At 60.3% G+C, this 25,267-nt stretch carries 26 protein-coding genes; 22 read left to right on the top strand and 4 right to left on the bottom strand.

All coding sequences use genetic code 11. The features are described 5' to 3' along the window. The first annotated feature begins 15 nt into the window (after window positions 1-15). The 11 genes from GVK95_RS15225 (at window position 16) to GVK95_RS15175 (ending at window position 8,313) form a co-directional block, all read left to right on the top strand. Window positions 16-1,392, top strand: a complete 1,377-nt coding sequence (locus GVK95_RS15225) for a pyruvate dehydrogenase complex E1 component subunit beta (RefSeq protein ID WP_159951113.1) — start codon at window positions 16-18, stop codon at window positions 1,390-1,392. 15 nt (window positions 1,393-1,407) lie between these two features. Continuing rightward, a complete protein-coding gene (locus GVK95_RS15220; RefSeq protein WP_159951111.1) occupies window positions 1,408-2,739 on the top strand; it encodes a pyruvate dehydrogenase complex dihydrolipoamide acetyltransferase in 1,332 nt (443 codons plus the stop codon). A gap of 15 nt (window positions 2,740-2,754) precedes the next feature. Then, complete coding sequence (locus tag GVK95_RS15215) at window positions 2,755-3,393, top strand: SGNH/GDSL hydrolase family protein (protein WP_159951109.1); 639 nt, start codon at window positions 2,755-2,757, stop codon at window positions 3,391-3,393. Between the two features lie 119 nt (window positions 3,394-3,512). Then, window positions 3,513-3,779, top strand: a complete 267-nt coding sequence (locus GVK95_RS15210) for a YdcH family protein (RefSeq protein ID WP_159951107.1) — start codon at window positions 3,513-3,515, stop codon at window positions 3,777-3,779. An 80-nt stretch (window positions 3,780-3,859) separates the two neighbouring features. After that, a complete protein-coding gene (gene lpdA, locus GVK95_RS15205) occupies window positions 3,860-5,305 on the top strand; it encodes a dihydrolipoyl dehydrogenase (RefSeq protein WP_159951105.1) in 1,446 nt (481 codons plus the stop codon). Between the two features lie 79 nt (window positions 5,306-5,384). After that, window positions 5,385-5,636, top strand: coding sequence for a GlsB/YeaQ/YmgE family stress response membrane protein (locus tag GVK95_RS15200; protein ID WP_159951103.1), 252 nt, complete (start codon window positions 5,385-5,387; stop codon window positions 5,634-5,636). Between the two features lie 45 nt (window positions 5,637-5,681). Beyond that, window positions 5,682-6,653, top strand: a complete 972-nt coding sequence (gene lipA, locus GVK95_RS15195; protein WP_159951101.1) for a lipoyl synthase — start codon at window positions 5,682-5,684, stop codon at window positions 6,651-6,653. A 29-nt stretch (window positions 6,654-6,682) separates the two neighbouring features. Further along, window positions 6,683-6,964 carry a type II toxin-antitoxin system RelE/ParE family toxin gene (locus GVK95_RS15190; protein WP_159951099.1) on the top strand — a complete coding sequence of 94 codons (282 nt, stop codon included), beginning with the start codon at window positions 6,683-6,685 and terminating at the stop codon, window positions 6,962-6,964. Between the two features lie 8 nt (window positions 6,965-6,972). Continuing rightward, window positions 6,973-7,269, top strand: a complete 297-nt coding sequence (locus GVK95_RS15185) for a HigA family addiction module antitoxin (protein WP_159951097.1) — start codon at window positions 6,973-6,975, stop codon at window positions 7,267-7,269. Between the two features lie 9 nt (window positions 7,270-7,278). Further along, on the top strand, window positions 7,279-7,851 hold the full coding sequence (locus GVK95_RS15180; RefSeq protein ID WP_159951095.1) for an AAA family ATPase: 573 nt from the start codon (window positions 7,279-7,281) through the stop codon (window positions 7,849-7,851). A gap of 9 nt (window positions 7,852-7,860) precedes the next feature. Beyond that, complete coding sequence (locus GVK95_RS15175) at window positions 7,861-8,313, top strand: type II toxin-antitoxin system RatA family toxin (RefSeq protein WP_159951093.1); 453 nt, start codon at window positions 7,861-7,863, stop codon at window positions 8,311-8,313. Here GVK95_RS15175 and GVK95_RS15170 read toward each other — a convergent pair. Together GVK95_RS15170 and GVK95_RS15165 are read right to left on the bottom strand one after the other, a co-directional pair. Further along, entirely contained in the window at window positions 8,298-8,804 is a 507-nt protein-coding gene (locus GVK95_RS15170) for a CinA family protein (RefSeq protein ID WP_159951091.1), read from the bottom strand. The two genes, GVK95_RS15175 and GVK95_RS15170, sit on opposite strands and share 16 nt — an antisense overlap. Then, entirely contained in the window at window positions 8,801-10,009 is a 1,209-nt protein-coding gene (locus tag GVK95_RS15165; RefSeq protein ID WP_159951081.1) for a bifunctional 2-C-methyl-D-erythritol 4-phosphate cytidylyltransferase/2-C-methyl-D-erythritol 2,4-cyclodiphosphate synthase, read from the bottom strand. The genes GVK95_RS15170 and GVK95_RS15165 overlap by 4 nt, the downstream gene beginning before the upstream one ends. Window positions 10,010-10,182: 173 nt before the next feature. Here GVK95_RS15165 and dusB point away from each other — a divergent pair, with 173 nt between their 5' ends. The 9 genes from dusB to hflX all read left to right on the top strand — a co-directional run bounded on the left by dusB (window position 10,183) and on the right by hflX (window position 21,647). Further along, on the top strand, window positions 10,183-11,184 hold the full coding sequence (gene dusB / locus GVK95_RS15160) for a tRNA dihydrouridine synthase DusB (RefSeq protein ID WP_159951079.1): 1,002 nt from the start codon (window positions 10,183-10,185) through the stop codon (window positions 11,182-11,184). Beyond that, window positions 11,181-12,314 (top strand): nitrogen regulation protein NR(II), encoded by a 1,134-nt coding sequence (locus GVK95_RS15155; protein WP_200844298.1) that lies wholly within the window; start codon window positions 11,181-11,183, stop codon window positions 12,312-12,314. Before dusB ends, GVK95_RS15155 begins: the two co-directional genes overlap by 4 nt. After that, window positions 12,314-13,765 (top strand): nitrogen regulation protein NR(I), encoded by a 1,452-nt coding sequence (gene ntrC, locus GVK95_RS15150; RefSeq protein ID WP_159951077.1) that lies wholly within the window; start codon window positions 12,314-12,316, stop codon window positions 13,763-13,765. Before GVK95_RS15155 ends, ntrC begins: the two co-directional genes overlap by 1 nt. Window positions 13,766-13,952: 187 nt before the next feature. Beyond that, window positions 13,953-16,220 carry a PAS domain-containing sensor histidine kinase gene (locus GVK95_RS15145; RefSeq protein WP_159951075.1) on the top strand — a complete coding sequence of 756 codons (2,268 nt, stop codon included), beginning with the start codon at window positions 13,953-13,955 and terminating at the stop codon, window positions 16,218-16,220. Further along, on the top strand, window positions 16,210-17,574 hold the full coding sequence (locus GVK95_RS15140) for a sigma-54 dependent transcriptional regulator (protein ID WP_159951073.1): 1,365 nt from the start codon (window positions 16,210-16,212) through the stop codon (window positions 17,572-17,574). The genes GVK95_RS15145 and GVK95_RS15140 overlap by 11 nt, the downstream gene beginning before the upstream one ends. A 51-nt stretch (window positions 17,575-17,625) precedes the next feature. Further along, a complete protein-coding gene (trkA, locus tag GVK95_RS15135) occupies window positions 17,626-19,002 on the top strand; it encodes a Trk system potassium transporter TrkA (RefSeq protein ID WP_159951071.1) in 1,377 nt (458 codons plus the stop codon). An 18-nt stretch (window positions 19,003-19,020) separates the two neighbouring features. Continuing rightward, window positions 19,021-19,884 carry a D-amino-acid transaminase gene (locus tag GVK95_RS15130; protein WP_159951069.1) on the top strand — a complete coding sequence of 288 codons (864 nt, stop codon included), beginning with the start codon at window positions 19,021-19,023 and terminating at the stop codon, window positions 19,882-19,884. A gap of 109 nt (window positions 19,885-19,993) precedes the next feature. Beyond that, a complete protein-coding gene (gene hfq, locus GVK95_RS15125) occupies window positions 19,994-20,245 on the top strand; it encodes an RNA chaperone Hfq (RefSeq protein WP_007604043.1) in 252 nt (83 codons plus the stop codon). A 67-nt stretch (window positions 20,246-20,312) separates the two neighbouring features. Further along, window positions 20,313-21,647 (top strand): GTPase HflX, encoded by a 1,335-nt coding sequence (gene hflX, locus GVK95_RS15120; RefSeq protein WP_159951067.1) that lies wholly within the window; start codon window positions 20,313-20,315, stop codon window positions 21,645-21,647. A 125-nt stretch (window positions 21,648-21,772) separates the two neighbouring features. Here hflX and mazG read toward each other — a convergent pair whose 3' ends face one another. Beyond that, entirely contained in the window at window positions 21,773-22,606 is an 834-nt protein-coding gene (gene mazG, locus GVK95_RS15115) for a nucleoside triphosphate pyrophosphohydrolase (protein WP_159951065.1), read from the bottom strand. Between the two features lie 23 nt (window positions 22,607-22,629). After that, window positions 22,630-23,217, bottom strand: coding sequence for a nucleoside deaminase (locus GVK95_RS15110; RefSeq protein ID WP_159951063.1), 588 nt, complete (start codon window positions 23,215-23,217; stop codon window positions 22,630-22,632). A 280-nt stretch (window positions 23,218-23,497) separates the two neighbouring features. Here GVK95_RS15110 and cysG point away from each other — a divergent pair, with 280 nt between their 5' ends. Continuing rightward, a complete protein-coding gene (cysG, locus tag GVK95_RS15105; RefSeq protein ID WP_159951061.1) occupies window positions 23,498-24,940 on the top strand; it encodes a siroheme synthase CysG in 1,443 nt (480 codons plus the stop codon). A gap of 2 nt (window positions 24,941-24,942) precedes the next feature. Further along, window positions 24,943-25,257 (top strand): DUF2849 domain-containing protein, encoded by a 315-nt coding sequence (locus GVK95_RS15100; protein WP_159951059.1) that lies wholly within the window; start codon window positions 24,943-24,945, stop codon window positions 25,255-25,257. Window positions 25,258-25,267: the final 10 nt, after the last annotated feature.

Here is a 25,267-nt window from a genome sequence, read left to right as displayed (position 1 = left end):
TCGGGGAGGGAACCCATGCCGATCGAAATTTTGATGCCCGCCCTTTCTCCGACCATGGAAGAAGGCACGCTTTCCAAGTGGATCAAGCAGGAAGGCGACACCGTTAAGTCTGGCGACGTGATCGCTGAAATCGAAACCGACAAGGCGACCATGGAAGTGGAAGCTGTTGACGAAGGCGTTCTTGGCAAGCAGATGGTTGCTGCCGGTACCGAAGGCGTCAAGGTCAATGCCGTGATCGCGATCCTGTTGCAGGATGGAGAAAGTGCCGATGCCGCACCGGCACCGAAGGCAGCGGCTGCCGAGGCAGCACCTGCCGTAGAAGCGCCGGCTCCGGCCGCAGCATCTACGCCTGTTCCGGCTGCTCCGGTTTCGCAGGTAGCCGCCGATCCGGATATTCCGGCGGGCACCGAAATGGTGACGATGACGGTGCGTGAAGCACTGCGCGAAGCCATGGCCGAAGAAATGCGCGCCAATCCCGACGTCTTCATCATGGGTGAGGAAGTCGCTGAATATCAGGGTGCCTATAAGATCACCCAGGGCTTGCTTGCCGAATTCGGCGCCAAGCGCGTTGTCGACACCCCGATCACCGAACACGGCTTTGCCGGCGTCGGCGTCGGCGCGGCGATGACCGGCCTGCGCCCGATCGTCGAGTTCATGACCTTCAACTTCGCCATGCAGGCGATCGACCAGATCATCAACTCGGCCGCCAAGACGCTTTACATGTCGGGTGGCCAGATGGGTGCGCCGATTGTCTTCCGCGGTCCCAATGGTGCAGCTGCCCGCGTCGGCGCCCAGCACAGCCAGGACTATGCGGCCTGGTACAGCCAGATCCCGGGACTGAAGGTCATCATGCCGTATACGGCGGCTGACGCGAAGGGCCTGCTCAAGGCTGCGATCCGCGATCCGAACCCGATCATCTTCCTAGAGAACGAAATCCTTTACGGTCACTCGTTCGAAGTGCCGAAGATGGATGATTTTGTCCTGCCGATCGGCAAGGCGCGCATTCACAAGACCGGCAAGGACGTGACCATGGTTTCCTGGAGCATTGGCATGACCTATGCCGTGAAGGCCGTGGCGGAGCTGGAGAAGGAGGGGATTGATGTCGAACTGATCGATCTTCGCACCATCCGCCCGATGGACATGCCGGCGATCATTGCGTCGGTGAAGAAGACCGGTCGCCTCGTCACCATTGAAGAGGGCTATCCGCAATCCTCCGTTGGCGATTACATTGCCAACATCGTCCAGCGCGAAGCCTTCGATTATCTCGACGCACCGGTTCTGACGATCGCTGGCAAGGATGTGCCGATGCCTTACGCGGCCAATCTCGAAAAGCTCGCTCTGCCGAATGTCGGCGAAGTGGTTCAGGCCGTCAAAACCGTCTGCTACAAGTAAGGGGAGGCTCAGGTCATGCCGATCAATATCACCATGCCGGCGCTCTCTCCGACGATGGAAGAGGGCAATCTGGCCAAGTGGCTGGTCAAGGAAGGCGACACCGTCAAGTCCGGCGATGTCATCGCCGAGATCGAGACCGACAAGGCAACCATGGAAGTGGAAGCCGTCGATGAAGGCGTTGTTGCCAAGCTCCTCGTTGCCGCCGGCACCGAAGGCGTCAAGGTCAATGCCTTGATCGCCATTCTTGCCGTCGACGGCGAGGATGTAGCGGCCGCCGCATCCGGCGGCGGTTCTGCTGCGCCGGCCAAGGCTGAGGCACCAGCTGCTGCTCCTGCACCGGCCGCCACTCCGGCCGCCGCCGCAGCACCGGCACCCGTTGCAGCACCTGCATCCGCTGTTGCCCATTCTGGCGACCGCGTCTTTGCATCGCCGCTGGCGCGTCGCCTCGCCAAGGAAGCCGGTCTCGACCTGTCTGCCGTTTCGGGCTCCGGTCCCAAGGGCCGTGTCGTCAAGAGCGATGTCGAGAAGGCAGTCACCACCGGTGGCGCCAAGGCGGCACCTGCTGCTGCCGCACCTTCTGCCGCTCCGACACCGGTTCTGGCAAAGGGTGCATCCGACGAGGCTGTTCTGAAGAACTTTGCCGAAGGTTCCTACGAGCTCGTGCCGCATGACGGCATGCGCAAGATCATTGCCAAGCGTCTGGTTGAATCCAAGCAGACGGTGCCGCATTTCTACGTCTCCGTCGATTGCGAACTCGATGCGCTTCTGGCACTGCGTGCCCAGCTCAACGATGCCGCTCCGCGCAAGGACAGCGCCCCGGCTTACAAGCTCTCGGTCAACGACATGGTCATCAAGGCCCTGGCGCTTGCCCTGCGCGACGTGCCGGATGCCAATGTCTCCTGGACGGAAAGCGCCATGGTCAAGCACAAGCACGCCGATGTCGGCGTTGCCGTGTCGATCCCGGGTGGGCTGATCACGCCGATCATCCGCAGCGCAGAGCTGAAGACGCTTTCGGCGATCTCCAACGAGATGAAGGACCTCGGCAAGCGCGCCAAGGATCGCAAGCTGAAGCCGGAAGAATTCCAGGGCGGCACAACGGCCGTGTCCAACATGGGCATGATGGGCGTCAAGAGCTTCTCCGCTGTCATCAACCCGCCGCATGCCACCATTCTGGCGGTCGGCGCGGGCGAGGAGCGGGTCGTGGTCAAGAAGGGCGAGATGAAGATCGCCAATGTCATGACAGTGACGCTGTCGACCGACCATCGCTGCGTCGATGGCGCGCTCGGTGCCGAACTGCTCGGCGCCTTCAAGCGCTACATCGAGAACCCGATGGGCATGCTGGTCTGACAAGGGAGCGGGTGCATGAAAACCGTTCTCTGCTACGGCGATAGCCTGACCTGGGGATACGATCCGGTCAATCCGGGTCGTCATGCCTACGAGGATCGTTGGACGAGCGTTTTGCAAAAGGCGCTCGGGCACGGTGTCAGGGTGATTGCCGAAGGTTTGAACGGCCGCACCACCGCCTATGACGACCATCTCGCCGATTGCGAGCGCAATGGTGTCAAACTGCTGCCGAGCATCCTGGAAACCCACAAGCCGCTGGATCTGGTTATCCTGCTGCTCGGCACCAATGACATGAAGCGCGGCATTGGCGGATCGGCGATTGCCGCAACCAAGGGCGTCGATCGGCTGATCAAGCAGATCCGCCATCATGACTGGGGCTTTGGCTACGAAGGTCCCGACATTTTGCTCGTTTCGCCGCCAGTGATTTGCCACACGGCGAATGTGCATTTCGCCGCCATGTTCAGGGGTGGACTGGAGGAATCGCAGATGTTGGCGAGCCTTTATCGCGATCTCGCGGATGAGGCAGGCTGCGGTTTCTTCGATGCGGGTTCGGTGGCGAAGACATCGCCGCTGGATGGCATCCATCTCGATGCCGAAAATACCCGTGCGATCGGCCGTGGACTGGAGCCGATCGCGCGCATGATGCTCGGGATATAGACTGAACTATGCGAATGGAGGTCGGCGCGACAAAGGCCGGCACCATTGATCAAAATCAAGGAGTGAATGTGCGCTGTGCTTAGGGTGTTGCCGTGGACCTTAGAAGAGGAGACGGGAACATGTCGAATACACCGCACGAACTGGCGGCGGAATTTCCGGAACACGTCGGGCTGATGCGCCATCTGAAGGAAACGGATGGACATTTTGCCAGATTGTTCGAGACCTATCATGAGGTCAACGGGACCATCCACCGCGCCGAGACCAATATCGAGCCTGCAGACGACTTCCGCATTGTCGAACTTCGCAAGAAGCGGATGCAGCTCAAGGATGAAATCTACGGGATGCTGGTTCGTCATGAGCCGGAAGCCGATACGCCCGCCGCTTGAGGCGGATTGCGCTTCCAGTCCCGAAAGAGCCGCCGGCGTCTGACGTCGGTGGCTCGCATAAACCGAGGAGTGGAAGCCCCATGTCGAATGCTTATGACGTCATCATTATCGGTTCCGGCCCTGGCGGCTACATCGCAGCGATCCGTGCTGCCCAGCTTGGCATGAAGGTCGCGGTGGTCGAGCGCGAGCATCTGGCCGGCATCTGCTCGAACTGGGGCTGCATCCCGACCAAGGCGCTGCTGCGGTCGGCAGATGTCCTGCATGCCGCCCAGCACGCCAAGAGCTTCGGCCTGACGCTGGAGGGCTCGATCAAGCCGGACCTGAAGGCGATCGTCGCCCGCTCGCGCGGCATTGCCGAGCGCATGAATGCCGGCGTCGGCTTCCTGTTCAAGAAGAACAAGGTCGATATCATCTGGGGCGAGGCCAAGCTGACCAAGCCGGGCGAGGTTGTCGTGTCGAAGACCGCAAAGCCGATCGTCCAGCCGCAGGCGCCGCTCCCGAAGAACACGCTGGCCGAAGGCACCTATACCGCCAAGCATATCGTCATTGCCACCGGTGCGCGTCCGCGCGCTCTGCCCGGCATCGAACCGGACGGCAAGCTGATCTGGACCTACTTCGATGCAATGAAGCCGGAAGCCATGCCGAAGTCGCTACTGGTCATGGGCTCGGGCGCGATCGGCATCGAATTCGCGTCCTTCTACCGCACCATGGGCGTCGACGTGACGGTCGTCGAACTGATGAGCCAGGTCATGCCGGTGGAAGACATCGAGATCTCGAACTTCGCCAAGAAGCAGTTCGACAAACAGGGCATGAAGATCATTCTCGACGCCAAGGTGTCCAAGGTCGAGAAGGGTGCCGACAGCATCACCGCGCATGTCGAGAAGAAGGACGGAACGGTCGAAAAGATCACCGCCGACCGGATGATCTCGGCCGTTGGCGTGCAGGGCAATATCGAGGGCCTCGGTTTGGAAACCCTAGGCATCAAGACCGATCGTGGCTGCATCGTCATCGACGGCTATGGCAAGACCAACGTACCGGGTGTCTACGCGATCGGCGACGTTGCCGGCCCGCCGATGCTCGCCCACAAGGCCGAGCATGAAGCCGTGATCTGCATCGAGAAGATCGCCGGCCTGCCGAACGTGCATCCGATGGACAAGCTGAAGATCCCCGGCTGCACCTATTGCAACCCGCAGGTCGCCTCTGTCGGCATGACGGAAGCGAAAGCCAAGGCAGAGGGTCGCGACATCCGCGTCGGCCGCTTCCCGTTTGCCGGCAACGGCAAGGCGATCGCGCTCGGCGAGGACCAGGGTCTGGTCAAGACCATCTTCGACAAGAAGACCGGTGAACTGCTCGGCGCGCACATGGTCGGTGCCGAAGTAACCGAACTGATCCAGGGCTTCGTCGTCGCCATGAACCTCGAAACCACCGAGGAAGAACTGATGCACACGATCTTCCCGCATCCGACCATTTCGGAGACGATGAAGGAAAGCGTGCTCGACGCCTATGGCAAGGTTCTCAACGCCTGAGGCGCGCGACTGCTTGGCAGTTGTGGCACAGGGTTTCGCCGCCTATATAGACGGCGAATTGTAGACAGAGGAGTGGACGATGGGTTTTGAAATTGGCTGGTTCCTGACCATTATCGTCGGCGGTTTGGCCGGCTGGCTGGCTGGTAAGCTCATGGACATGCGTTTCGGCATCTTCATGAACATCATCATCGGCATTGTCGGTGCAGCGGTTGCCGCCGCCATCTTCCGCCGCCTCGGCATTTTCGTCGAAGGCGACTGGTTGGGCTATCTGATCACCAGCTTTGTCGGCGCAAGCCTTCTTCTCTTCGTCGCCAAGCTTGTGCGGCGCTAATTTCTCTACCGCCGCCACGTTTCGCGGCCAGGACAGGTTACCATAATGGTCACGATCCTCGACAGGACCAATCTCGCCGACGAAAAGCGCGTGCGCCATCCGGAAAAGGCCCACCGGCCCGACACGGAAGTGATGCGCAAGCCGGAGTGGATCCGCGTCAGGGCGCCGACATCCAAGGGCTATCATGAGACGCGTGAACTGGTGCGCAGCCACAAGCTCGTCACCGTCTGCGAGGAAGCCGGCTGCCCGAACATCGGCGAGTGCTGGGACAAGAAGCACGCGACTTTCATGATCATGGGCGAAATCTGTACGCGCGCCTGTGCATTTTGCAATGTCGCGACCGGCAAGCCGAATGCGCTCGATATGGCCGAGCCGGAGAACGTCGCGAAAGCCGTCAAGCAGATGGGCCTGATGCATGTCGTCATCACCTCGGTGGACCGTGACGATCTGGAAGATGGTGGCGCCGAGCATTTCGAAAAGGTGATCTGGGCGATCCGCGCGGCATCGCCGGAAACCACGATCGAGATCCTGACGCCGGACTTCCTGAAGAAGCCGGGCGCGCTCGAGCGAGTCGTCGCCGCCAAGCCCGACGTCTTCAACCACAACATGGAAACGGTTCCGGGCAACTACCTGACAGTTCGCCCCGGCGCCCGTTATTTCCACTCCGTGCGCCTGCTGCAGCGGGTCAAGGAACTCGACCCGACGATGTTCACCAAGTCCGGCATCATGGTCGGCCTCGGCGAGGAGCGCAACGAAGTGCTGCAGCTGATGGACGACCTGCGCACGGCCGACGTCGACTTCCTCACCATTGGCCAGTATCTGCAGCCGACCCGCAAGCACCACAAGGTGATGAGCTTCGTCACGCCGGACGAATTCAAGTCCTACGAGACTGTGGCCTATGCCAAGGGCTTCCTGATGGTGTCCTCGAGCCCGCTGACGCGCTCCTCGCACCACGCCGGCGATGACTTCGCAAGGCTGAAGGCCAATCGTGAAAAGGCGCAGGCGGCACGGGGCTAGGTCTTCACTCTGTCAGTTGGGAAGAAATCATGATAAAGGATTTCAAAGACAAGATGACAGAGCGACTTTTTCGAACGACGAACGTTCCCGGTTTTCCGCCCGATGTAATCGAGCGTGCGCGGCGGAAGTTGATGGCATTGAATGCTGCCAATGGTCTGGCTGATCTTCGCGTGCCTCCGAGTAACCGGCTTGAAATGCTCAAGGGTGTTCGAGCGGGGCAATACTCGATCAGGATCAATGATCAGTGGCGCGTCTGTTTCCGTTGGGTTGAGGGGGATGCGGTTGAAGTCGAGGTCTGTGACTATCATTGAGGAGCGCCATGCTGCACATTCCTGAAGATCCGGTACATCCGGGGCGAATCTTGTTCGATGATTTTCTGGAAGACTATGGCTTGGCGATCGACAAGGTAGCTGCCGATACCGGAATTGCCGAATCGGAACTTACCGCCATTGAAGCTGGCAAGGCGGGGATTTCTGCAGAAACTGCGCTCCGTCTTTCTCGCTATTTCTCAAACTCCCCAGAATTCTGGCTCAACCTGCAACGTACATATGACCTGTCGGTCGCCCAGAAGACGGCGACGGGGCTGGATCGAATTCAGCCTGTTCATGCAGCATAGCTTTGAGTTATGCCGCACTACATCCCCGCTGGCACAACAGCCGCCGACCTCCTGAAAGCTGCGGACCGGATCATGGTCATTGGCTGCTCGGGCGGTGGTAAGAGCACCTTGTCGCAAAAACTCTCCGCCCATCTCGATTTGCCCTATATCTCCATGGATCGGGACTTTTTCTGGCTACCCGGCTGGGTCAAACGGGCTAGGCACGAGGAGCGTAGGTTGATTTCCGAGGCTGTCGCCAGGGATCGTTGGCTGATGGATGGTTCCGGTCCGTCAACATTCGATCTGCGGGTGCCCCGCACCCATCTCGTCCTCTGGGTCAAGCGGTCGCGTTGGGCATGCCTGTGGGGTGTCGCAAAGCGCGGGATCCGCTATATCGGTCGCACGCGCCCCGATATGGCACCAGGATGCGTCGAGCGCTTTCCCGATATCGAGTTCCTGCGCTATATCTGGACCTTCGACAGGATATTTGCACCGCGCATCGCTGGCGAACTGGACCTCTACGGTCCCGACATTCATGTTCTTGTACTGAAAACCCGCAAAGACATGCGCCTGCTGCTTGATCTTGTCGGCGCGCCTGCTTAAGTCGGCGTCATGCCACAGTTCGAAACCCGTCGCCTTGTCACGCATTCTCCCGATCGGATGTACGATCTCGTCGCCGATGTGGAGCGCTATCCGGAATTTCTGCCGCTCTGCGAAGCGCTCGTCATCCGCTCGCGCCGTGAGCGAGACGGCAAGGAACTGCTGATCGCCGACATGACGGTGGGCTACAAGGCGATCCGCGAGACGTTCACCACCCAGGTTCTGCTCAATCCCGCTGAGAATATCATCGACGTCAAATATATCGAGGGGCCGTTCAAGTATCTCGACAATCGCTGGCGGTTCGAAGATGCGGGCGAGGGTGGTTGCGCGGTCAATTTCTTCATCGACTACGAGTTCAAGAACCGCATTCTCGGTGCCCTGATGGGATCGATGTTCGATCGTGGCTTCCGCATGTTTGCCGAAGCCTTCGAGGCGCGTGCCGACAAGATTTATGCGGCGGTCTGAACAGCTTCCACTAGCAGTTCGAGCGCTGTCTCGACCGTGGCCAGCCTGACGCCATCGCGACCGATGTCGCCATAGTGCATTTCCTTGTCAAGGATGAGACCTGACCGGCTCTTTGCCGCCAGATGAACCAGCCCAACCGGCTTGTCGGCCGATCCGCCACCGGGTCCGGCGATACCGGTCACGGCGACGGCAACATGAGCCCGCGAACGGTAGAGTGCGCCATGCGCCATCTGCAGGGCGGTTTCACGCGATACGGCGCCATAGGTCGCAAGTGTGACCGGCGTCACGCCGATCAGCTCCATTTTCGCCTCGTTCGTATAGGTGACAAAACCGCGATCGACGACTGCGGACGAGCCGGATACATCGGTCAGCGCGCCGGCGATCAGGCCGCCGGTACAGGATTCAGCCATCGCCACCATCCAGCCGCGCGCCCGGTAGAGCGTAATGATCTGCTCGGCAAGTCTGGCGGTTTCGGCGGGGAACAGGCTCATGCGGGTTTGCCCTGAAACACCACGGTCGCCGTTGCGATGGCGGCAATGCCTTCGCGCCGCCCGACAAAGCCGATCGTCTCGTTGGTCGTTGCCTTGACCGAGCAGCGATCGAGCGAGATCCCCAGCATCTCCGACAGTTTCTCGCGCATTTCTTGACGGCGTGGTCCGACCTTAGGCGCTTCGGCAATAAGCGAAATATCTGCATTCATGATCGTGCCCCCCGCATCGCGGACGATCTTCACTGCGTACTCGACAAAGATACGCGAGGCCGCCCCCCGCCATTGCGGATCCGACGGTGGAAAGTGGTCGCCAATATCGCCTGCGCCGCATGTCGCGAGCAAGGCGTCGGTCAAGGCATGCAGAGCAACATCGGCATCCGAATGCCCCTTCAATCGCTGATCATGTGGCAGGAAGATGCCGCACAGCGTCACGCCATCGCCGGGCTCCAGCTGGTGCACGTCATAGCCATTGCCGGTGCGCACATCGGGAAGCGTTCTGGCCGCCAGTTTCTCGTCCGCCATGGTGATGTCCTTCTGCACGGTAAGTTTGACATTATCGACGGAGCCTTCAATCAGCGTCACCGGAAGTCCGGCCCACTCTGCGATCGATGCGTCGTCGGTAAAATCGGCGTGTGGCAGTTCGGCGGCGCGGTTATGCGCGTCCAGAATGGCTGAAAACGCGAAGGCTTGCGGCGTCTGGGCCGTATAGAGTCCGGCACGCGGAACGGTGTCCGTCACCAGTCCGTCCATGCCCCGCTTCACCGTGTCGGCAATCGGCAGTGCCGGCAGCATGACAGGCAAGCCTCGACTAAACCCGGCCTCGATTCGCTCGAGCAGTGCAAGATCGACAAAGGGACGGACGCCGTCATGGATAAGCACATGGCTGATACCATCCGGCTCCAGCGCCTTGAGGCCCCTCTGTACGGAGATTTGCCGTGTGGCGCCGCCCGATACGCAAAGCAGCGGAGCATCAGTTGGAAGCTGCGCCCGCACCGCATCAAACAGCGATTGGTCATCAGGATGAATGACTACCACGATCGGACCAGTTTTGGGCCAATCCAGCAGGCGGCGAAGCGTGTGCCAGAGCACTGGCCGACCACCAATCCTGCGGTATTGCTTGGGCCCTTCGACCGAAGCGCCCGCCCGTTCGCCGCGTCCGGCAGCCACGACCACGATACCGATTGTGCGCACCAACTCTTGCTCCATCGTCCCGACTGGTCCATGACACATTTTCTTCGCACCCGTGCTCTATCGGCTCGTTATCGTCTTTTCCAGCATTTGCCCGAAATTTTGTCGATGAGCCCTCAATGCCTCTTGGCAAGCGGTGGAACACTGGCTAAAAATAGTGCAAAGCCAACGATTGCCCGAAAGATAATCAGTTGATTTCAGTTGCGTTAGATACGCCTTTCAGCATCGGTTCGGTGTCCATACGCAATCGTGTGGCGCTCGCGCCGATGTCTGGCGTGACCGATCTTCCATTCCGTCAGCTTGCCTTTCGCTTCGGTGCCGGCCTGGTGGTGACGGAAATGGTGGCGAGCCGCGAACTGGTGTTTAACGCCGCCGAAAGCTGGAGCCGCCTCAAGGGGGCAGGGCTGACGCCGCATATGGTACAGCTGGCCGGACGCGAAGCGCATTGGCTGGCCGAAGCCGCCAGGATCGCCGAGGCCAATGGTGCGGATATCATCGACATCAATATGGGCTGCCCGGCCAAGAAGGTCATCGGTGGCTATGCCGGCTCCGCGCTGATGCGCGAGCCGGACCATGCCCTGTCGCTGATCGAGGCGACGGTGAAGGCTGTCAAGGTTCCCGTAACGGTCAAGATGCGCCTTGGCTGGGACAATAATTCGATCAATGCGCCGCAGATCGCTGCCCGCGCCGAAGCGGCCGGTGTGCAGCTCATCACCATTCATGGCCGCACCCGCATGCAGTTCTATGAAGGAAGGGCCGATTGGGACGCGATTGCAGCGGTCCGGGATGCGATCAGGATCCCGCTGATTGCCAATGGTGATGTGGAGAGCCGCGAGGATGCAGCCGAGATCCTGCGTCGTTCCGGGGCGGATGCCGTCATGGTAGGTAGGGCTTGCCAGGGGCGGCCGTGGCATGCCGGCTGGCTTGCCGGCGCGGCGGCTCCGGCCGCAGCGGATATCCCGAACCTTGCCGTCGAACACTATCGCATGATGTTGTCCCACTACGGCGCCGACGTCGGGATCCGACATGCACGCAAACATCTCGGCTGGTATCTCGGCCATTGCACGACTGCGGTGCCTTCAGAGGCCAAGGCCGCCATCATGACGTCGAAAGACGCGGATTTTGTCGCCGATGCCATGCTGGCCGCACTTTCTGCCGGGCATGCCCCGCAATCAAGACAGGAGGCCGCATGACGGCGAACACGAGCGGCAACGGGCTGGCGATGGCTGTCTTGAACGCCATCCAGAATCCCGTGGTCATGGTTGATGCCAATGGCCACATCGCCTTCGCCAATTGGGAGGCAGAGGCGTTTTTCGGCGCCAGTGCGAGCCATCTTGCGCGCTACCGCCTGTCGACCTTCATTCCTTTCGGTAGCCCGCTCCTGTCGCTAATCGAACAGGTGCGCGAGCGTCTGGCGCCGGTCAACGAGTACCGCGTCGATCTGAGTTCGCCACGTCTCGGCCAGGAAAAGCTCGTCGACATCTATGTCGCACCGGTCGTCAGCCAGCCCGGCAATGTCGTTATCGTGTTTCAGGAACGCTCGATGGCCGACAAGATCGACCGCCAGCTAACCCACCGCGCCGCAGCCCGTTCGGTAACCGGCCTTGCTTCGATGCTGGCGCATGAAATCAAGAACCCGCTTTCTGGCATCCGCGGCGCCGCCCAGCTTCTGGAAACCGCCGTCACCGACGAAGACCGCGCGCTGACCCGTCTGATCTGCGACGAGACCGATCGTATCGTCTCTCTCGTCGACCGCATGGAAGTGTTTTCCGACGAGCGTCCGGTTGATCGCCAGTCGATCAACATCCATTCGGTGCTCGATCAGGTGAAGGCGGTTGCCAAGGCCGGCTTTGCCCGCAACATTCGCATCACCGAAAGTTATGACCCGTCACTGCCGTCCGTTTTTGCCAATCGTGATCAATTGGTGCAGGTCTTCCTCAATCTGGTGAAGAATGCCTCTGAAGCGATCGGCGAGCGCTCCGATGGCGAGATCCAACTGACCACGGCCTACCGCCCGGGCATCCGGCTGTCGGTTGCCGGATCGCGTGAAAAGATCTCGCTACCGCTCGAGTTCTGCGTCCATGACAATGGGCCGGGCGTGCCGTCCGATCTTTTGCCGCATCTCTTCGATCCGTTCATCACCACCAAGACCAATGGCTCTGGCCTCGGACTGGCATTGGTGGCCAAGATCATCGGAGGCCATGGCGGGATTGTCGAATGCGACAGCCAGGCCAACCGGACGACCTTCCGGGTGCTTATGCCGATGTCCAAAGAGATAGCGCTTGATGATGCGCCTTTCGCGAAATCCACAGGAACAAATTGATGACAGCCACGATCCTTGTTGCTGACGATGATGCAGCGATCCGCACGGTGTTGAACCAGGCCCTGAGCCGGGCCGGGTATGATGTGCGCATCACCTCCAATGCCGCCACACTCTGGCGCTGGATTTCCGCAGGCGAGGGCGATCTGGTGGTGACCGATGTCATCATGCCGGACGAAAACGCCTTCGACCTTCTGCCGAGGATCAAGAAAGCCCGGCCGGATCTGCCAGTCCTGGTCATGAGCGCGCAGAACACCTTCATGACCGCCATCAAGGCATCGGAAAAGGGCGCCTATGACTATCTGCCGAAGCCGTTCGACCTGACCGAGCTGATCGCCATCATCGGCAGGGCTCTGGCCGAACCGAAGAAGAAGCCGGCGCGCCTCGATGACGACATGCAGGACGGCATGCCGCTCGTCGGTCGCTCCGCCGCCATGCAGGAAATCTACCGCGTGCTCGCGCGTCTGATGCAGACCGACCTGACGCTGATGATCACCGGTGAGTCGGGCACCGGCAAGGAACTGGTTGCCAAGGCGCTGCATGATTACGGCAAGCGCCGCAACGGTCCCTTTGTTGCGATCAACATGGCCGCCATTCCGCGCGACCTGATCGAATCAGAACTGTTCGGCCACGAGAAGGGCGCGTTTACCGGCGCGCAGAACCGCTCAACCGGTCGGTTCGAACAGGCCGAAGGCGGAACGCTGTTCCTCGACGAAATCGGTGACATGCCGATGGATGCGCAGACCCGGCTGCTGCGCGTGCTGCAGCAGGGCGAATACACCACTGTCGGCGGTCGCACTCCGATCCGCACTGATGTCCGTATCGTCGCCGCCACCAACAAGGACCTGAAACACTCGATCAACCAGGGCCTTTTCCGCGAAGATCTCTATTACCGCCTGAATGTCGTCCCGTTGCGCTTGCCGCCGCTGCGAGACCGCGCCGAGGACATCCCCGATCTGGTCCGCCACTTCATCCAGCAGGGCGAAAGGGAAGGCCTTGATCCCAAGCGTTTCGAAACGGAAGCGCTGGAGGTGATGAAGGCCTATGCCTGGCCGGGCAACGTGCGCGAACTTGAGAATGTCGTGCGCCGTCTGATGGCCCTTTACCCGCAGGATGTGATCGCACGCGAAGTGGTGGAGCAGGAACTGCGGGCCGATATTGCCGACAGTCCGATCACCAAGGCGGGCATGCCGACCGGTTCGATGACCATTTCCCAGGCCGTCGAGGAAAACATGCGGACCTATTTCGCCGGCTTCGGCGACGCCCTGCCGCCGTCAGGTCTGTACGATCGCGTGCTGACCGAAATGGAGTATCCGCTGATTCTGGCGGCCCTCACGGCCACCCGTGGCAACCAGATCAAGGCGGCCGATCTTCTCGGTCTAAACCGCAATACGCTGCGCAAAAAGATCCGCGAACTGGGTGTCTCGGTCTATCGAAGCTCGCGCTCGGCTTGACAAGCCGAAAGCCCCCGTTGCAATTTCGCCACATTGCGTTGCTCAAAAGCCACGTTGCCTTTGCTCCTTGCAGTCCGGTCCGGATTGCCGGACCGGCAGTCGGCTTTTTTGCAAATGACAATGCACCGACCTTGGGTCTCGCCCGGGTTGTCGTGTGAATGGCCCTGAACGGGTCCGGGGGAAACAGATGGTGAGCTTGAGAAGAGCGTCGGTTGCGGACGCCGATGCCGCATTGGCTCATGATCGGCGTGCGTCGTTTGCCCTGCCCGGCCTTCTGGTTGCGAGCGGCGCGCTGATCTGCGCGATCTTCACCTTGCCTGTTCTCCTTGGTCTGACCCCGATCGAGCCGACCTCGCAGGTGCTGGTTGCTTCTGCGGCGGTCAATTCGCTTTTCATTGTCGGCCTGATGTTCCTGATCGGCCGGGAAGTCACCCGCCTGTTTCGGGCTCGCAGCCGTGGTCGGGCGGCAGCCCGCCTGCATGTGCGCATTGTCGCGCTGTTTTCGATCATTGCGATTACCCCGGCGATTCTTGTGGCAATTTTTGCCTCCATCACCCTGAATGTCGGTCTGGACCGCTGGTTCTCGCTGCGCACGCAGTCGATTGTCTCGTCGTCGATGAATGTGGCGCAGGCCTATATGATGGAGAATGCCAGCTACCTGCAGGGTCAGACCATCTCCATGGCCAATGACCTGGAGCGCAACCGGTCGCTGTTCTATCTCGATCGCACCGGCTTCGTCGAACTTCTGACCCGCCAGGCGCGCGGCCGCGGCATGCTCGGCGCCTTCCTGGTCCGCGAAGATGGCTCGGCGATCACCCAGGCTGACATCCAGACGGAAAAACCGCTGCCAGCCATTCCGCGCGATGCGCTGCAGAGCGCATCTGCCGGCCAGCCGACGCTCATCCCGCCCGGTGTGACCAACCTCGTCGGGGCCATTATCCAGCTCGATTCAATTTCGGGAACCTTCCTCTATACGATCAGGGCGGTGGACCCGAAGGTCATGGCCGCGATGCGGCTGATGGAAGAGAACACGGCCGAATACCAGGCGATGGAAGATGGCCGCACGACCTTGCAGATCGCTTTTGCCATCCTCTATCTGGGCTTTGCCCTGATCGTGCTGCTCGCCGCCATCTGGACTGCCATTGCGGTGGCCGACCGCATCGTACGGCCCATCCGCCTGTTGATCGGCGCCGCCGACAGCATCGCCTCCGGCAATCTCAACGTGATCGTGCCGGTCCGCGCCGCAGACGGCGATGTCGGCAGTCTTTCGCGCACGTTCAACAAGATGATCACCCAGATCCGCACACAGCGTGACGAGATCCTCGAGGCCAAGGACGAGGTCGATGACCGGCGCCGGTTCATCGAGGCGGTGTTGTCTGGGGTCACGGCAGCGGTGATCGGCGTCGAGGACGACGGCGTGATCACCATCGTCAACCCGTCGGCCGAATTCTTCCTCGGTCTGTCGGCGGATCAACTGATCGGCGAGAAACTGACACTGGTCGCGCCGGAGGTGGACCGCGTGCTCGCCGAAGCGGCCGTTCGCCATCGCGGCGAATATCGCGAACAGATCAACCTGATCCGCGGCGGCAAGGAGCGGACGCTGAACGTACAGGTCACGCGCGAGGAAACGCGGGGATCCGCCGACAGTTACGTGATCACGCTCGACGACTTCACCGATCTGGTCATCGCCCAGCGATCGTCAGCCTGGGCCGATGTTGCGCGCCGCATTGCCCATGAAATCAAGAACCCCCTGACCCCGATCCAGCTATCGGCCGAGCGCTTGAAGCGGCGTTATGGCAAGCAGATCGCCGAGGACGACAAGGCGGTCTTCAATCAGTGCACTGACACGATTGTCCGCCAGGTTGAGGATATCGGCCGGATGGTCGATGAGTTTTCCGCATTCGCCCGCATGCCAAAGCCGACAAAGCAGCGCACCGATCTCCGCGAGATCCTGAAAGATGCGGTCTTCCTGCGCGAGATGGGCAGCACCGAGATCGATTTTCAGCGCGACTTCGGCGTTGAGGCGCTTGAAGGCAGCTTCGATGCCCGCATGCTGTCGCAGGCCGTTGGCAATATCGTCAAGAATGCCGTCGAAGCCATCGAGGCAGTTCCCGCCGAGGAACTCGGCGCCGGTGGCAAGATTCTGGTACGCTCGTATTTCGATCGGGAACTCGACCGTTTTGCCGTCGATGTGATCGACAACGGCCGCGGCCTGCCGGTGGAGAACCGGCACCGTATTCTGGAACCTTATATGACCATGCGCGAGAAGGGCACCGGCCTCGGTCTCGCCATCGTCAAGAAGATCATTGAAGAGCATGGCGGGCAGCTTGAGCTGCATGACGCACCGGCCGATTTCGACCGGGGCAGGGGCGCGATGATCCGTATCATCCTGCCGCGCATCGAGACTGCCGCCATGGAAAGCGATAACGATAAGGAAAAGGTCTATGGCCTCTGATATTCTGGTAGTCGATGACGAAGAGGACATTCGCGAGATTGTCTCCGGCATCCTGAGCGATGAAGGCCACGAGACGCGCACGGCGCATGACGCAGATAGCGCTCTTGCGGCGATTTCAGATCGGGCACCGCGGTTGATTTTTCTCGATATCTGGATGCAGGGTAGCCGTCTGGACGGACTTTCCCTGCTGGACGAGATCAAGGTACGTCATCCCGATCTGCCGGTGGTGATGATTTCCGGCCATGGCAATGTCGAGACGGCTGTTTCGGCGATCAAGCGCGGCGCGTTCGATTTCATCGAAAAGCCGTTCAAGGCCGACCGCCTGATCCTGATTGCCGAGCGTGCGCTGGAAAACTCCAAGCTCAAGCGCGAGGTCTCCGATCTCAAGCGCCGCACCGGCGATGCCGTCGAGCTGATCGGGACGTCTGTCGCCGTTTCGCAATTGCGACAGACCATCGAGAAAGTCGCGCCGACCAATAGCCGCATCATGATTTTTGGTGCCTCCGGTTGCGGCAAGGAACTCGTTGCCCGCATGATCCACAAGCGCTCGTCGCGCAGTGGCGGCCCGTTTGTGTCGCTGAATGCCGCCGCCATCACGCCGGACCGCATGGAAATGGCGCTGTTCGGCACGGAAGGCACGCCGGGCCAGCCGCGCCGTATCGGCGCATTGGAAGAAGCCCATCGCGGCATTCTCTACCTCGACGAAATCGGGGAAATGCCGCGCGAGACACAGAACAAGATATTGCGTGTTCTGGTCGATCAGCAGTTCGAGCGCGTCGGCGGTTCCAAGCGCGTCAAGGTCGATGTCCGGATCATCTCGTCAAGCGCCTACAATCTTGAGAGCATGATCGCCGAAGGCCGGTTCCGCGAGGACTTGTTCCATCGGCTTGCCGTGGTTCCGATCAAGGTTCCGGCGCTCGCCGAGCGGCGAGAGGACATCCCGTTCCTCGTCGATATGTTCATGCGGCAGATCTCCGATCAGGCGGGTATCCGCCAGCGCAAGATCGGCGAAGACGCCATGGCGGTGCTGCAGGCAAACGACTGGCCAGGCAATATTCGCCAGTTGCGCAACAATATCGAGCGGCTGATGATTCTCGCCCGCGGCGACGCACCGGATACCGCGATCACTGCGGAGATGTTGCCGCAGGACCTGTCAGACATGCTGCCGAAGGTATCGGCCAGCAACGATACCCACATCATGACCCTGCCTTTGCGCGAGGCGCGCGAAATGTTCGAGCGTGACTATCTGATTGCCCAGATCAATCGCTTTGGCGGCAACATCTCGCGCACCGCGGAATTCGTCGGCATGGAGCGCTCCGCACTCCATCGCAAACTGAAATCCCTTGGCGTATAACTGAGTCTGGCAGTGCCGGGCGATTGAGCCGGTCGGCCGGGAAAGGCATTCATGAAGGTCATCATTTGTGGCGCGGGTCAGGTGGGCTACGGCATCGCCGAGCGCCTGTCCCAGGAAGACAACGATGTGTCGGTCATCGACACATCGGCATCGCTCGTCAGCCACATCACCGAAACGCTGGATGTCCGCGGCTATGTCGGCCATGGCGCACATCCCGATGTTCTGGCCAAGGCCGGTGCTGATCAGGCAGACATGCTGATCGCCGTCACGCTTTACGATGAAATCAACATGACCGCCTGCCAGGTGGCACATTCCCTGTTCAACGTGCCGACGAAGATCGCGCGTATCCGGTCGCAAAACTACCTGCGTCCGGAATATTCCGATCTGTTTTCCCGCGACAACCTGCCGATCGACGTGACGATCTCGCCCGAGATCGAAGTCGGCAAGATGGTTCTGCGCCGCATTTCGTTTCCGGGGGCGACGGATATCGTGCGCTTTGCTGACGACAACATCGCCATGCTGGCGATCGAATGCATGGAGGATTGCCCGGTTGTCGATACGCCGCTGCATCAGCTCAGCGAGCTTTTTCCCGATCTGATGGCAACCGTTGCGGCCATCTATCGCAATGGCAAGCTGATGGTGACCCGCTCGGAGGATCATCTCCTTGTCGGCGATCTGGCCTATGTGATCTGCCAGCGCGACCACGCGCGGCGCACGCTCGGGCTGTTTGGTCATGAGGAGCAGGAGGCGGCCCGCATCGTTATCGCTGGCGGTGGTAATATCGGCCACTATGTCGCTCGCACCATTGAGGAAATGCAGCCGAAGACCCGCATCAAGATCATCGAAAGCGACCGGGATCGCGCGATATCGGTGTCCGATCAATTGCGCGAAAGCATCGTCCTGCATGGTTCGGCGCTCGATCAGCACATTCTCCAGCAGGCCGACATTCAGGACGCCGACCTGATGATCACGCTGACAAACAACGACCAGACCAATATTCTGAGCGCGGCCATGGCCAAGCGCCTGGGCTGCAAGTCGGGCATGGCGTTGATCAACAGCCCATCTTTCCACGATCTTGCCGCATCGATCGGCATCGACGCCTATATCAATCCGCGCGCAGTGACGATTTCCCGTGTTTTGCAGCATGTTCGCAAGGGCCGCATTCTTGCGGTCTATGCGGTGCAGAAGGGCACGGCGGAAGTCATCGAGGCCGAAGCGCTGGAAACGTCACCGCTGGTCGGACGTCCGTTCCGCGATCTGGAGCTTCCCGCCGGCCTGCGCATCGGTGCGATCTACCGCGACAAGACCGTGATCCGTCCGAATGGCGACACCAAGATCAAGGCCAAGGACCGTGTCGTGATCTTCGCGACGGCGGCCGCAGTGCGCCATGTCGAGCAGATGTTCCGAGTCTCGATCCAGTATTTCTAACCGACAGGTCCCATACCCATGCCGAGAATTGCCTATGTGAATGGCCGCTATGTGGCGCATGACGATGCCGCCGTTCATATTGAGGATCGTGGCTATCAGTTCGCCGACGGTGTCTACGAAGTTTGCGAGATACGCCATGGCATGATCGTCGATCTGACAAGGCATCTCGATCGCCTCGACAGGTCATTGGGCGAACTTCGGATGAAAAGTCCGATGAGCCGCAGGGCGCTGACCCAGATCATTCGAGAGGTCGCCCGCCGCAACCGGGTGAAAAACGGCCTTTTCTATCTGCAGGTCACGCGCGGCGTCTCCCGCCGCGATCATGTCTTTCCTTCGGCAGACACCACACCTTCGCTTGTCATCACCGCCAAGATCACCGATCCAGGTATCATCATGGCCAAGAACGAAAAGGGCCTGAAGGCAATTACCTTGCCTGACAATCGCTGGGACCGCGTCGATATCAAGACGGTCGGCTTGCTACCAAATGTCATGGCACGGCAGCTTGCCAAGGAGGCTGGCGCTCAAGAGGCGATCTATGTCGATGCTGCTGGCATGGTGACCGAAGGGGCCGCCACCAATGTCTGGATTGTGGATGCAAATGGCGTTTTGGTCACCAGGCCAGCCGAACACGGAATTCTGCGCGGCATCACCCGAACCGGATTGATGGATGTCACCGCTCTTCTCGGCATTCCGGTTGCAGAGCGCGAATTTTCCCGCGAAGAATTGCTGTCGGCACGGGAAGTGTTCATCACGGCAGCAACCAGTATTTGTTTCCCTATCGTCGAAATCGATGGTCAAACGATCGGAAACGGTCATCCGGGATCGGTTTCCGACAAGATCCGATCCGCTTTTTTCGACGTTGCGGAGAAGACGGCGATTTGATACCAAGTTTTGCTGGTGAAGGGGCGAGGGGGCCATTTCCCGCGACCTGACCAGCGATAACAATAATCACACCGGCCAAAAGGCCGGCAAGAAAGAAAGAAGCGGCGCCATGGCGGAACGTTCTCAGAACCTGCAGGATCTTTTCCTCAACACAGTCCGTAAGCAGAAAATCTCGCTGACCATCTTCCTGATCAACGGCGTGAAGCTGACGGGTGTTGTGACATCCTTCGACAATTTCTGCGTTCTCCTGCGTCGTGACGGGCATTCCCAGCTCGTCTACAAACACGCCATCTCGACCATCATGCCCGGCCAGCCGATGCAGATGTTCGAGAGCGAAGACAACGCTTCCGGACAGGACTGAGATCATCACAAACCGCGACACCAAGAACGAATCAATCATCCCGGAAGGCGAAAAGCGTCGGGATGACATGCGGGCGGTTGTGCTCGTGCCTGTATTGAAGCAGGGCCGCCAGCCGGTCCTGCCGGAAGGCGCACCACCGGCTCCCAGTCGTTCGAACGAAGCCCGCCTCGAAGAAGCGATGGGTCTTGCACGTGCCATCGACCTGACGATTGCAGCCGGCATGATCGTTCCGGTCAACCAGCCGCGTCCGGCCACGCTGCTCGGCTCCGGCAAGATCGAGGAAGTGACGGCCATGCTCGACGAGCGCGATGCCGGCCTGGTCATCGTCGATCATCCGCTGACCCCGGTCCAGCAGCGCAATCTCGAAAAGGAATGGAACGCCAAGGTCATCGACCGCACCGGCCTCATTCTTGAAATTTTCGGCCGCCGCGCTTCCACCAAGGAAGGTACGCTGCAGGTCGAACTTGCTCACCTGAACTACCAGAAGGGCCGCCTGGTCCGCAGCTGGACCCACCTGGAGCGTCAGCGCGGTGGTGCCGGTTTCATGGGTGGTCCCGGTGAAACCCAGATCGAAGCCGACCGTCGAATGTTGCAGGACCGTATCGTCAAGCTCGAGAAGGAGCTGGAGCAGGTCGTGCGCACCCGCCAGCTTCACCGGGCCAAGCGTCGCAAGGTGCCGCATCCGATCGTCGCTCTGGTCGGCTATACCAATGCCGGCAAATCGACCCTGTTCAATCGCATCACCGGCGCGGGCGTGCTTGCCGAAGACATGCTGTTTGCCACGCTCGATCCGACCCTGCGCCGGATGAAGCTGCCGCATGGCCGCACGGTCATTCTGTCCGACACGGTCGGCTTCATTTCCAATCTGCCGACTCATCTGGTTGCCGCCTTCCGCGCGACGCTGGAAGAGGTTCTGGAAGCCGATCTGATCCTGCATGTGCGCGACATGGCCGATCCGGACAATGGTGCCCAGTCGGCCGATGTGCTGCGCATCCTCGACGATCTCGGCATTGACGAGAAGGAGCGCTCCGAGCGCATCATCGAGATCTGGAACAAGATCGATCGGCTCGATCCGGAAACCCACGACGCCATCATGCAGAAGGCCGAAGGCCGTGAAAACGTCATGTCCGTCTCGGCAATCACTGGCGAAGGGGTCGACAGGCTCCTCGATGTCATCTCGCAGCGTCTCTCGGGCGTCCTGACCGAGGCGACGATCACCATTCCAGCCGACAAGCACGCGCTGATCTCCTGGGCCTATGAAAATGCCGTGGTCACAGGTCGCGAGGACCAAGAGGACGGTTCGGTCAGTCTCGACGTGCGCCTGACCGAACGGCAGGCCGACGAAATGGAGCGTAAGCTCGGAACCGGCCAGAAGCCGGACAAGGAAGACTGGGAGCGATAGCGCTCCCGGTTTTCTGACTAACACCAGGACGTAGGCTGAGCTCTTGCCGCAACGGTCGCAGGCGCTATTCCGACGATTGCGGCGCCGGCAACATGGACATCAAGCGCTTCGCGCTCGCTTCGTCCTCAAACGAGCCGACGTTCGATCTGTTTCGCCGCCTGCCAAAGTTCTTCCATCCGCTCCAGCGTTGCTGCGTTCAAGTCTTCTCCATTCGCATGAAGTTCTGTTTCTATATGATTGAAACGACGGCGAAATTTTGAGTTCGTTCCGCGCAGCGCTTGTTCGGGCTCCGCGCCGACATGGCGGCCGATATTGACCAGCGCGAAGATCAGGTCGCCTAGCTCGTCCGAGATCTTGTCCTGCTTGCCCGCCTTCAGCGCTTCGCGCAATTCGCCGATTTCCTCTTCGACCTTGTCGAGAATAGGTTCGGCCTCGGTCCAGTCGAAGCCGACCTTGGCAGCCTGTTCCTGCAGTTTCAGCGCTTCGGTCAGAGCCGGAAAGCTTCGCTGGACACCGCCGAGATGGCCTTGCTTGAAGTCTTCATTGGCGCCGTTATGCGCCCGCCGCTCGGCGCGCTCCTGCTTCTCCTGACGTTTGATCGCATCCCATTGCAGCTTCACCGTTTCAGGCGTGTCGGCGTCGGAGCGGGCGAACACATGCGGATGCCGGCGGATCATCTTGGTGGTGATCGCGGTGACCACATCGCCGAAGTTGAACAGCCCCGCCTCTTCGGCAATCCGGGCGTGGAACACCACCTGCAGCAGAAGATCGCCGAGTTCGTCGCACAGATCGTCCGGATCATTGCGCTCGATCGCATCGGCTACTTCATAGGCCTCCTCGATCGTATATGGCTTTATCGTTGCGAAGGTCTGGACGATGTCCCAGGGGCATCCGGTCTCGGGGTTGCGCAGCGCCGCCATGATGTCGAGCAGGCGGGTGATGTCGGTCGAAGCTTCCATGATCTGTTCTGTGTCTCGCTGGCTCAGTTGAGCGGAATTTCGTTGTCGCCCTTGGTGGCCTGATACGTGTCAGACAGCCGGTCATAGGCGGCGCGGATGCGGCTCACCTGCTCGAACAGGGCTGGGCGGTCGGAATCGTCGGCGGACGCGACCATCTCGATCATCGCATGGCTGAGCCAGAAGGCGTTCTGTCGGCGGTAGCCGCCCGGTTCCAGCCCGAAAACCTCCTTGAGTATTTTCAGGTCGTGCGGAATTGCAAACGCATCGCGGCTGTCTTCATGGCTGAAGAAATAGTAGAAATTGTCGAACCCGGCCCAGGTGATGGCCGACATGCACATGGTGCAGGGTTCATGGGTCGAGAGAAAAATCAGATCCTTGGTGTTGGGCCGCTCCCCCAACTCGTAGAAGCGCTTGAGCGTATGAACCTCTCCGTGCCAGAGCGGGTTCTCCAACTCGTTGTTCGTCTCGGCAACCACCAGCGACAAGTCGGATTTGCGCAGGACCGCGGCTCCAAACACCTTGTTGCCCAAGGCCACGCCTTTGGCCGTCAGCGGCAGGATGTCATTCTCGATCACATCGAGAAGGCGTTTGGTGATGGCGAGTGTCGTCAAAGTCGTGCCCCCGGTCTATCTTGCCCTGCAATCATATTGGCAAGCATATCGGCCTCGACGGTGCCCCCGAAAGCGAAATCATTGTCCGTCTCCAATTTTCTGCGATCGGATCCGCCGAATGTCCATGGGAACCGCGGTTTCTGCGGCTTCTGGTGAGTTTTGCTCGCAATGGCGAAAAGCCTAGTAAAGAAATACCTGCGGGCTGTGGGGAAGGGATTTATCTTTCTTCAAATGCTGGTCGCAAAAGGTGATAGTGCAGCCCACTGGAATTGGGTTGACCATGGCAGAGAACGACACACAGCTTTCGGTTTTTCCGGCCTTTTTCAAGGTCGAGAATGCGGTCGCCGCCGTTTTTGGCGATGGCGCTGAAGCCTATGCCAAGGTGCGGTTGCTGAAAAACACCAAAGTGCGGATCGTCGCCTACACCGCAGCGCCCGAAGCCGACTATGCGGCCTTTCTTGCCCAGCATGAAATTGTCCGGATTGGTGGACCGTTCGCCGCCGATCAGGTCGATGGCGCAAGGTTGGTGTTTGCCGCCACCGGCAATGCGGCGCTCGACCGCGATATCGTCGCTGCTGCGCGTGATGCTCGCATCCCGGCCAATGCCGTCGATCAGCCCGACTATTGCGATTTCTACACGCCTGCTCTGGTCAATCGCGCTCCGATCGCGGTTGCCATCGGTACGGAGGGCGTTGGGCCTGTTCTGGCGCAGATGATTCGTGCCGATATTGATCGCCTGCTGCCACGTTCGCTTGGCAAGCTCGGCCGCCTGGCCAATTCCTACCGCGGTGCGGTCGATCGGCTGGTGCCCCGTGGCGTGGCTCGCCGTCTTTTCTGGCGTGACTTCTTCAAGGGCAAGGTCGCCGATGCGGTCGAGGCGGATGATGTCAGCCAGGCCCGGCGCGAGGCTACGCGACTGTTGCGGGCGACTGCTGCATCCGAGGGCGAGGGCCGGGTGTTCCTGGTCGGTGCCGGTCCAGGTGCCGAAGATCTGCTGACGTTGCGGGCGCACCGTTTGATGATGGAATGCGATGTCATCGTCTATGACGCCTTGGTGCCGCGTGAAGTGGTCGACATGGGCCGACGCGATGCCGACCGTATCCCCGTTGGTAAGCGCAAGGGCTGCCATTCCAAGTCGCAGGACGAGATCAATGACCTGCTGGTCGAACTCGGACGCGAAGGAAAGCGTGTAGTTCGGCTGAAATCCGGCGATCCGCTGATTTTCGGTCGGGCAGGGGAGGAAATGGCGGCGCTGCGCCATGCCGGCATCCCTTATGAAATTGTCCCGGGCGTTACCTCGGCATTCGCCGCAGCTGCCGATTTTGAGCTGCCGCTGACCCTGCGCGGCGTATCGTCCTCGCTGGTCTTCACCACCGGTCACGATCTCAATGGCGATATTCTGCCGGATTGGGCGCGCCTTGCACTGTCGGGTACGACTGTTGCCGTCTATATGGGTCGGACAGTTGCTGCTTCCGTCGCGGAACGGCTGATGGCCGCAGGCCTCGCCGAGGATACGACGGTCGCCGTCGTCGAGAATGCTGGCCGTCGCGACAGTCGCCGGATGCATGGCACCTTGAAGGAATTGCCCGGACTGGAAGCCCGTACTGAGCTGACCGGGCCGGTAATGGTAATTATCGGCGACGCTGTTGCCGGCGCTGACTTCAGCCGCTCCGAACCGCTCGGTGCGCGCCAGTCGGCTGAACTTGAAACTGTGAGGAACTGACCATGGCTGACAAAGTCTTGACCGCCAACCGGCTGAGCGACGGCATCGCTGTCTGGCTTGATGCCAACGGCAAATGGACCGAACGTCTGCAGGATGCTTTTGTCGCACGCCATGCAGAAGCAGTCGACGCACTGGAAGTCGCCGGCAAGCAGGCTTTCGCCAGCAACCTCGTTGTCGATGTCAACGTCATCGACATTGAGGAAAAAGACGGCCTTCTCCGTCCGCTGCGCCTTCGTGAACGCATCCGCGCAGAAGGACCCACCATTGCATATGCCGAGGGTCATGGTTATGCCGACCCCGCATTCATTGCCGCCTAAAGGCCTGAGG

This window comes from Rhizobium sp. 18065, from assembly GCF_902706095.1.
Taxonomy (GTDB): domain Bacteria; phylum Pseudomonadota; class Alphaproteobacteria; order Rhizobiales; family Rhizobiaceae; genus Allorhizobium.
This window is presented reverse-complemented; position numbering and strand designations above follow the sequence as displayed.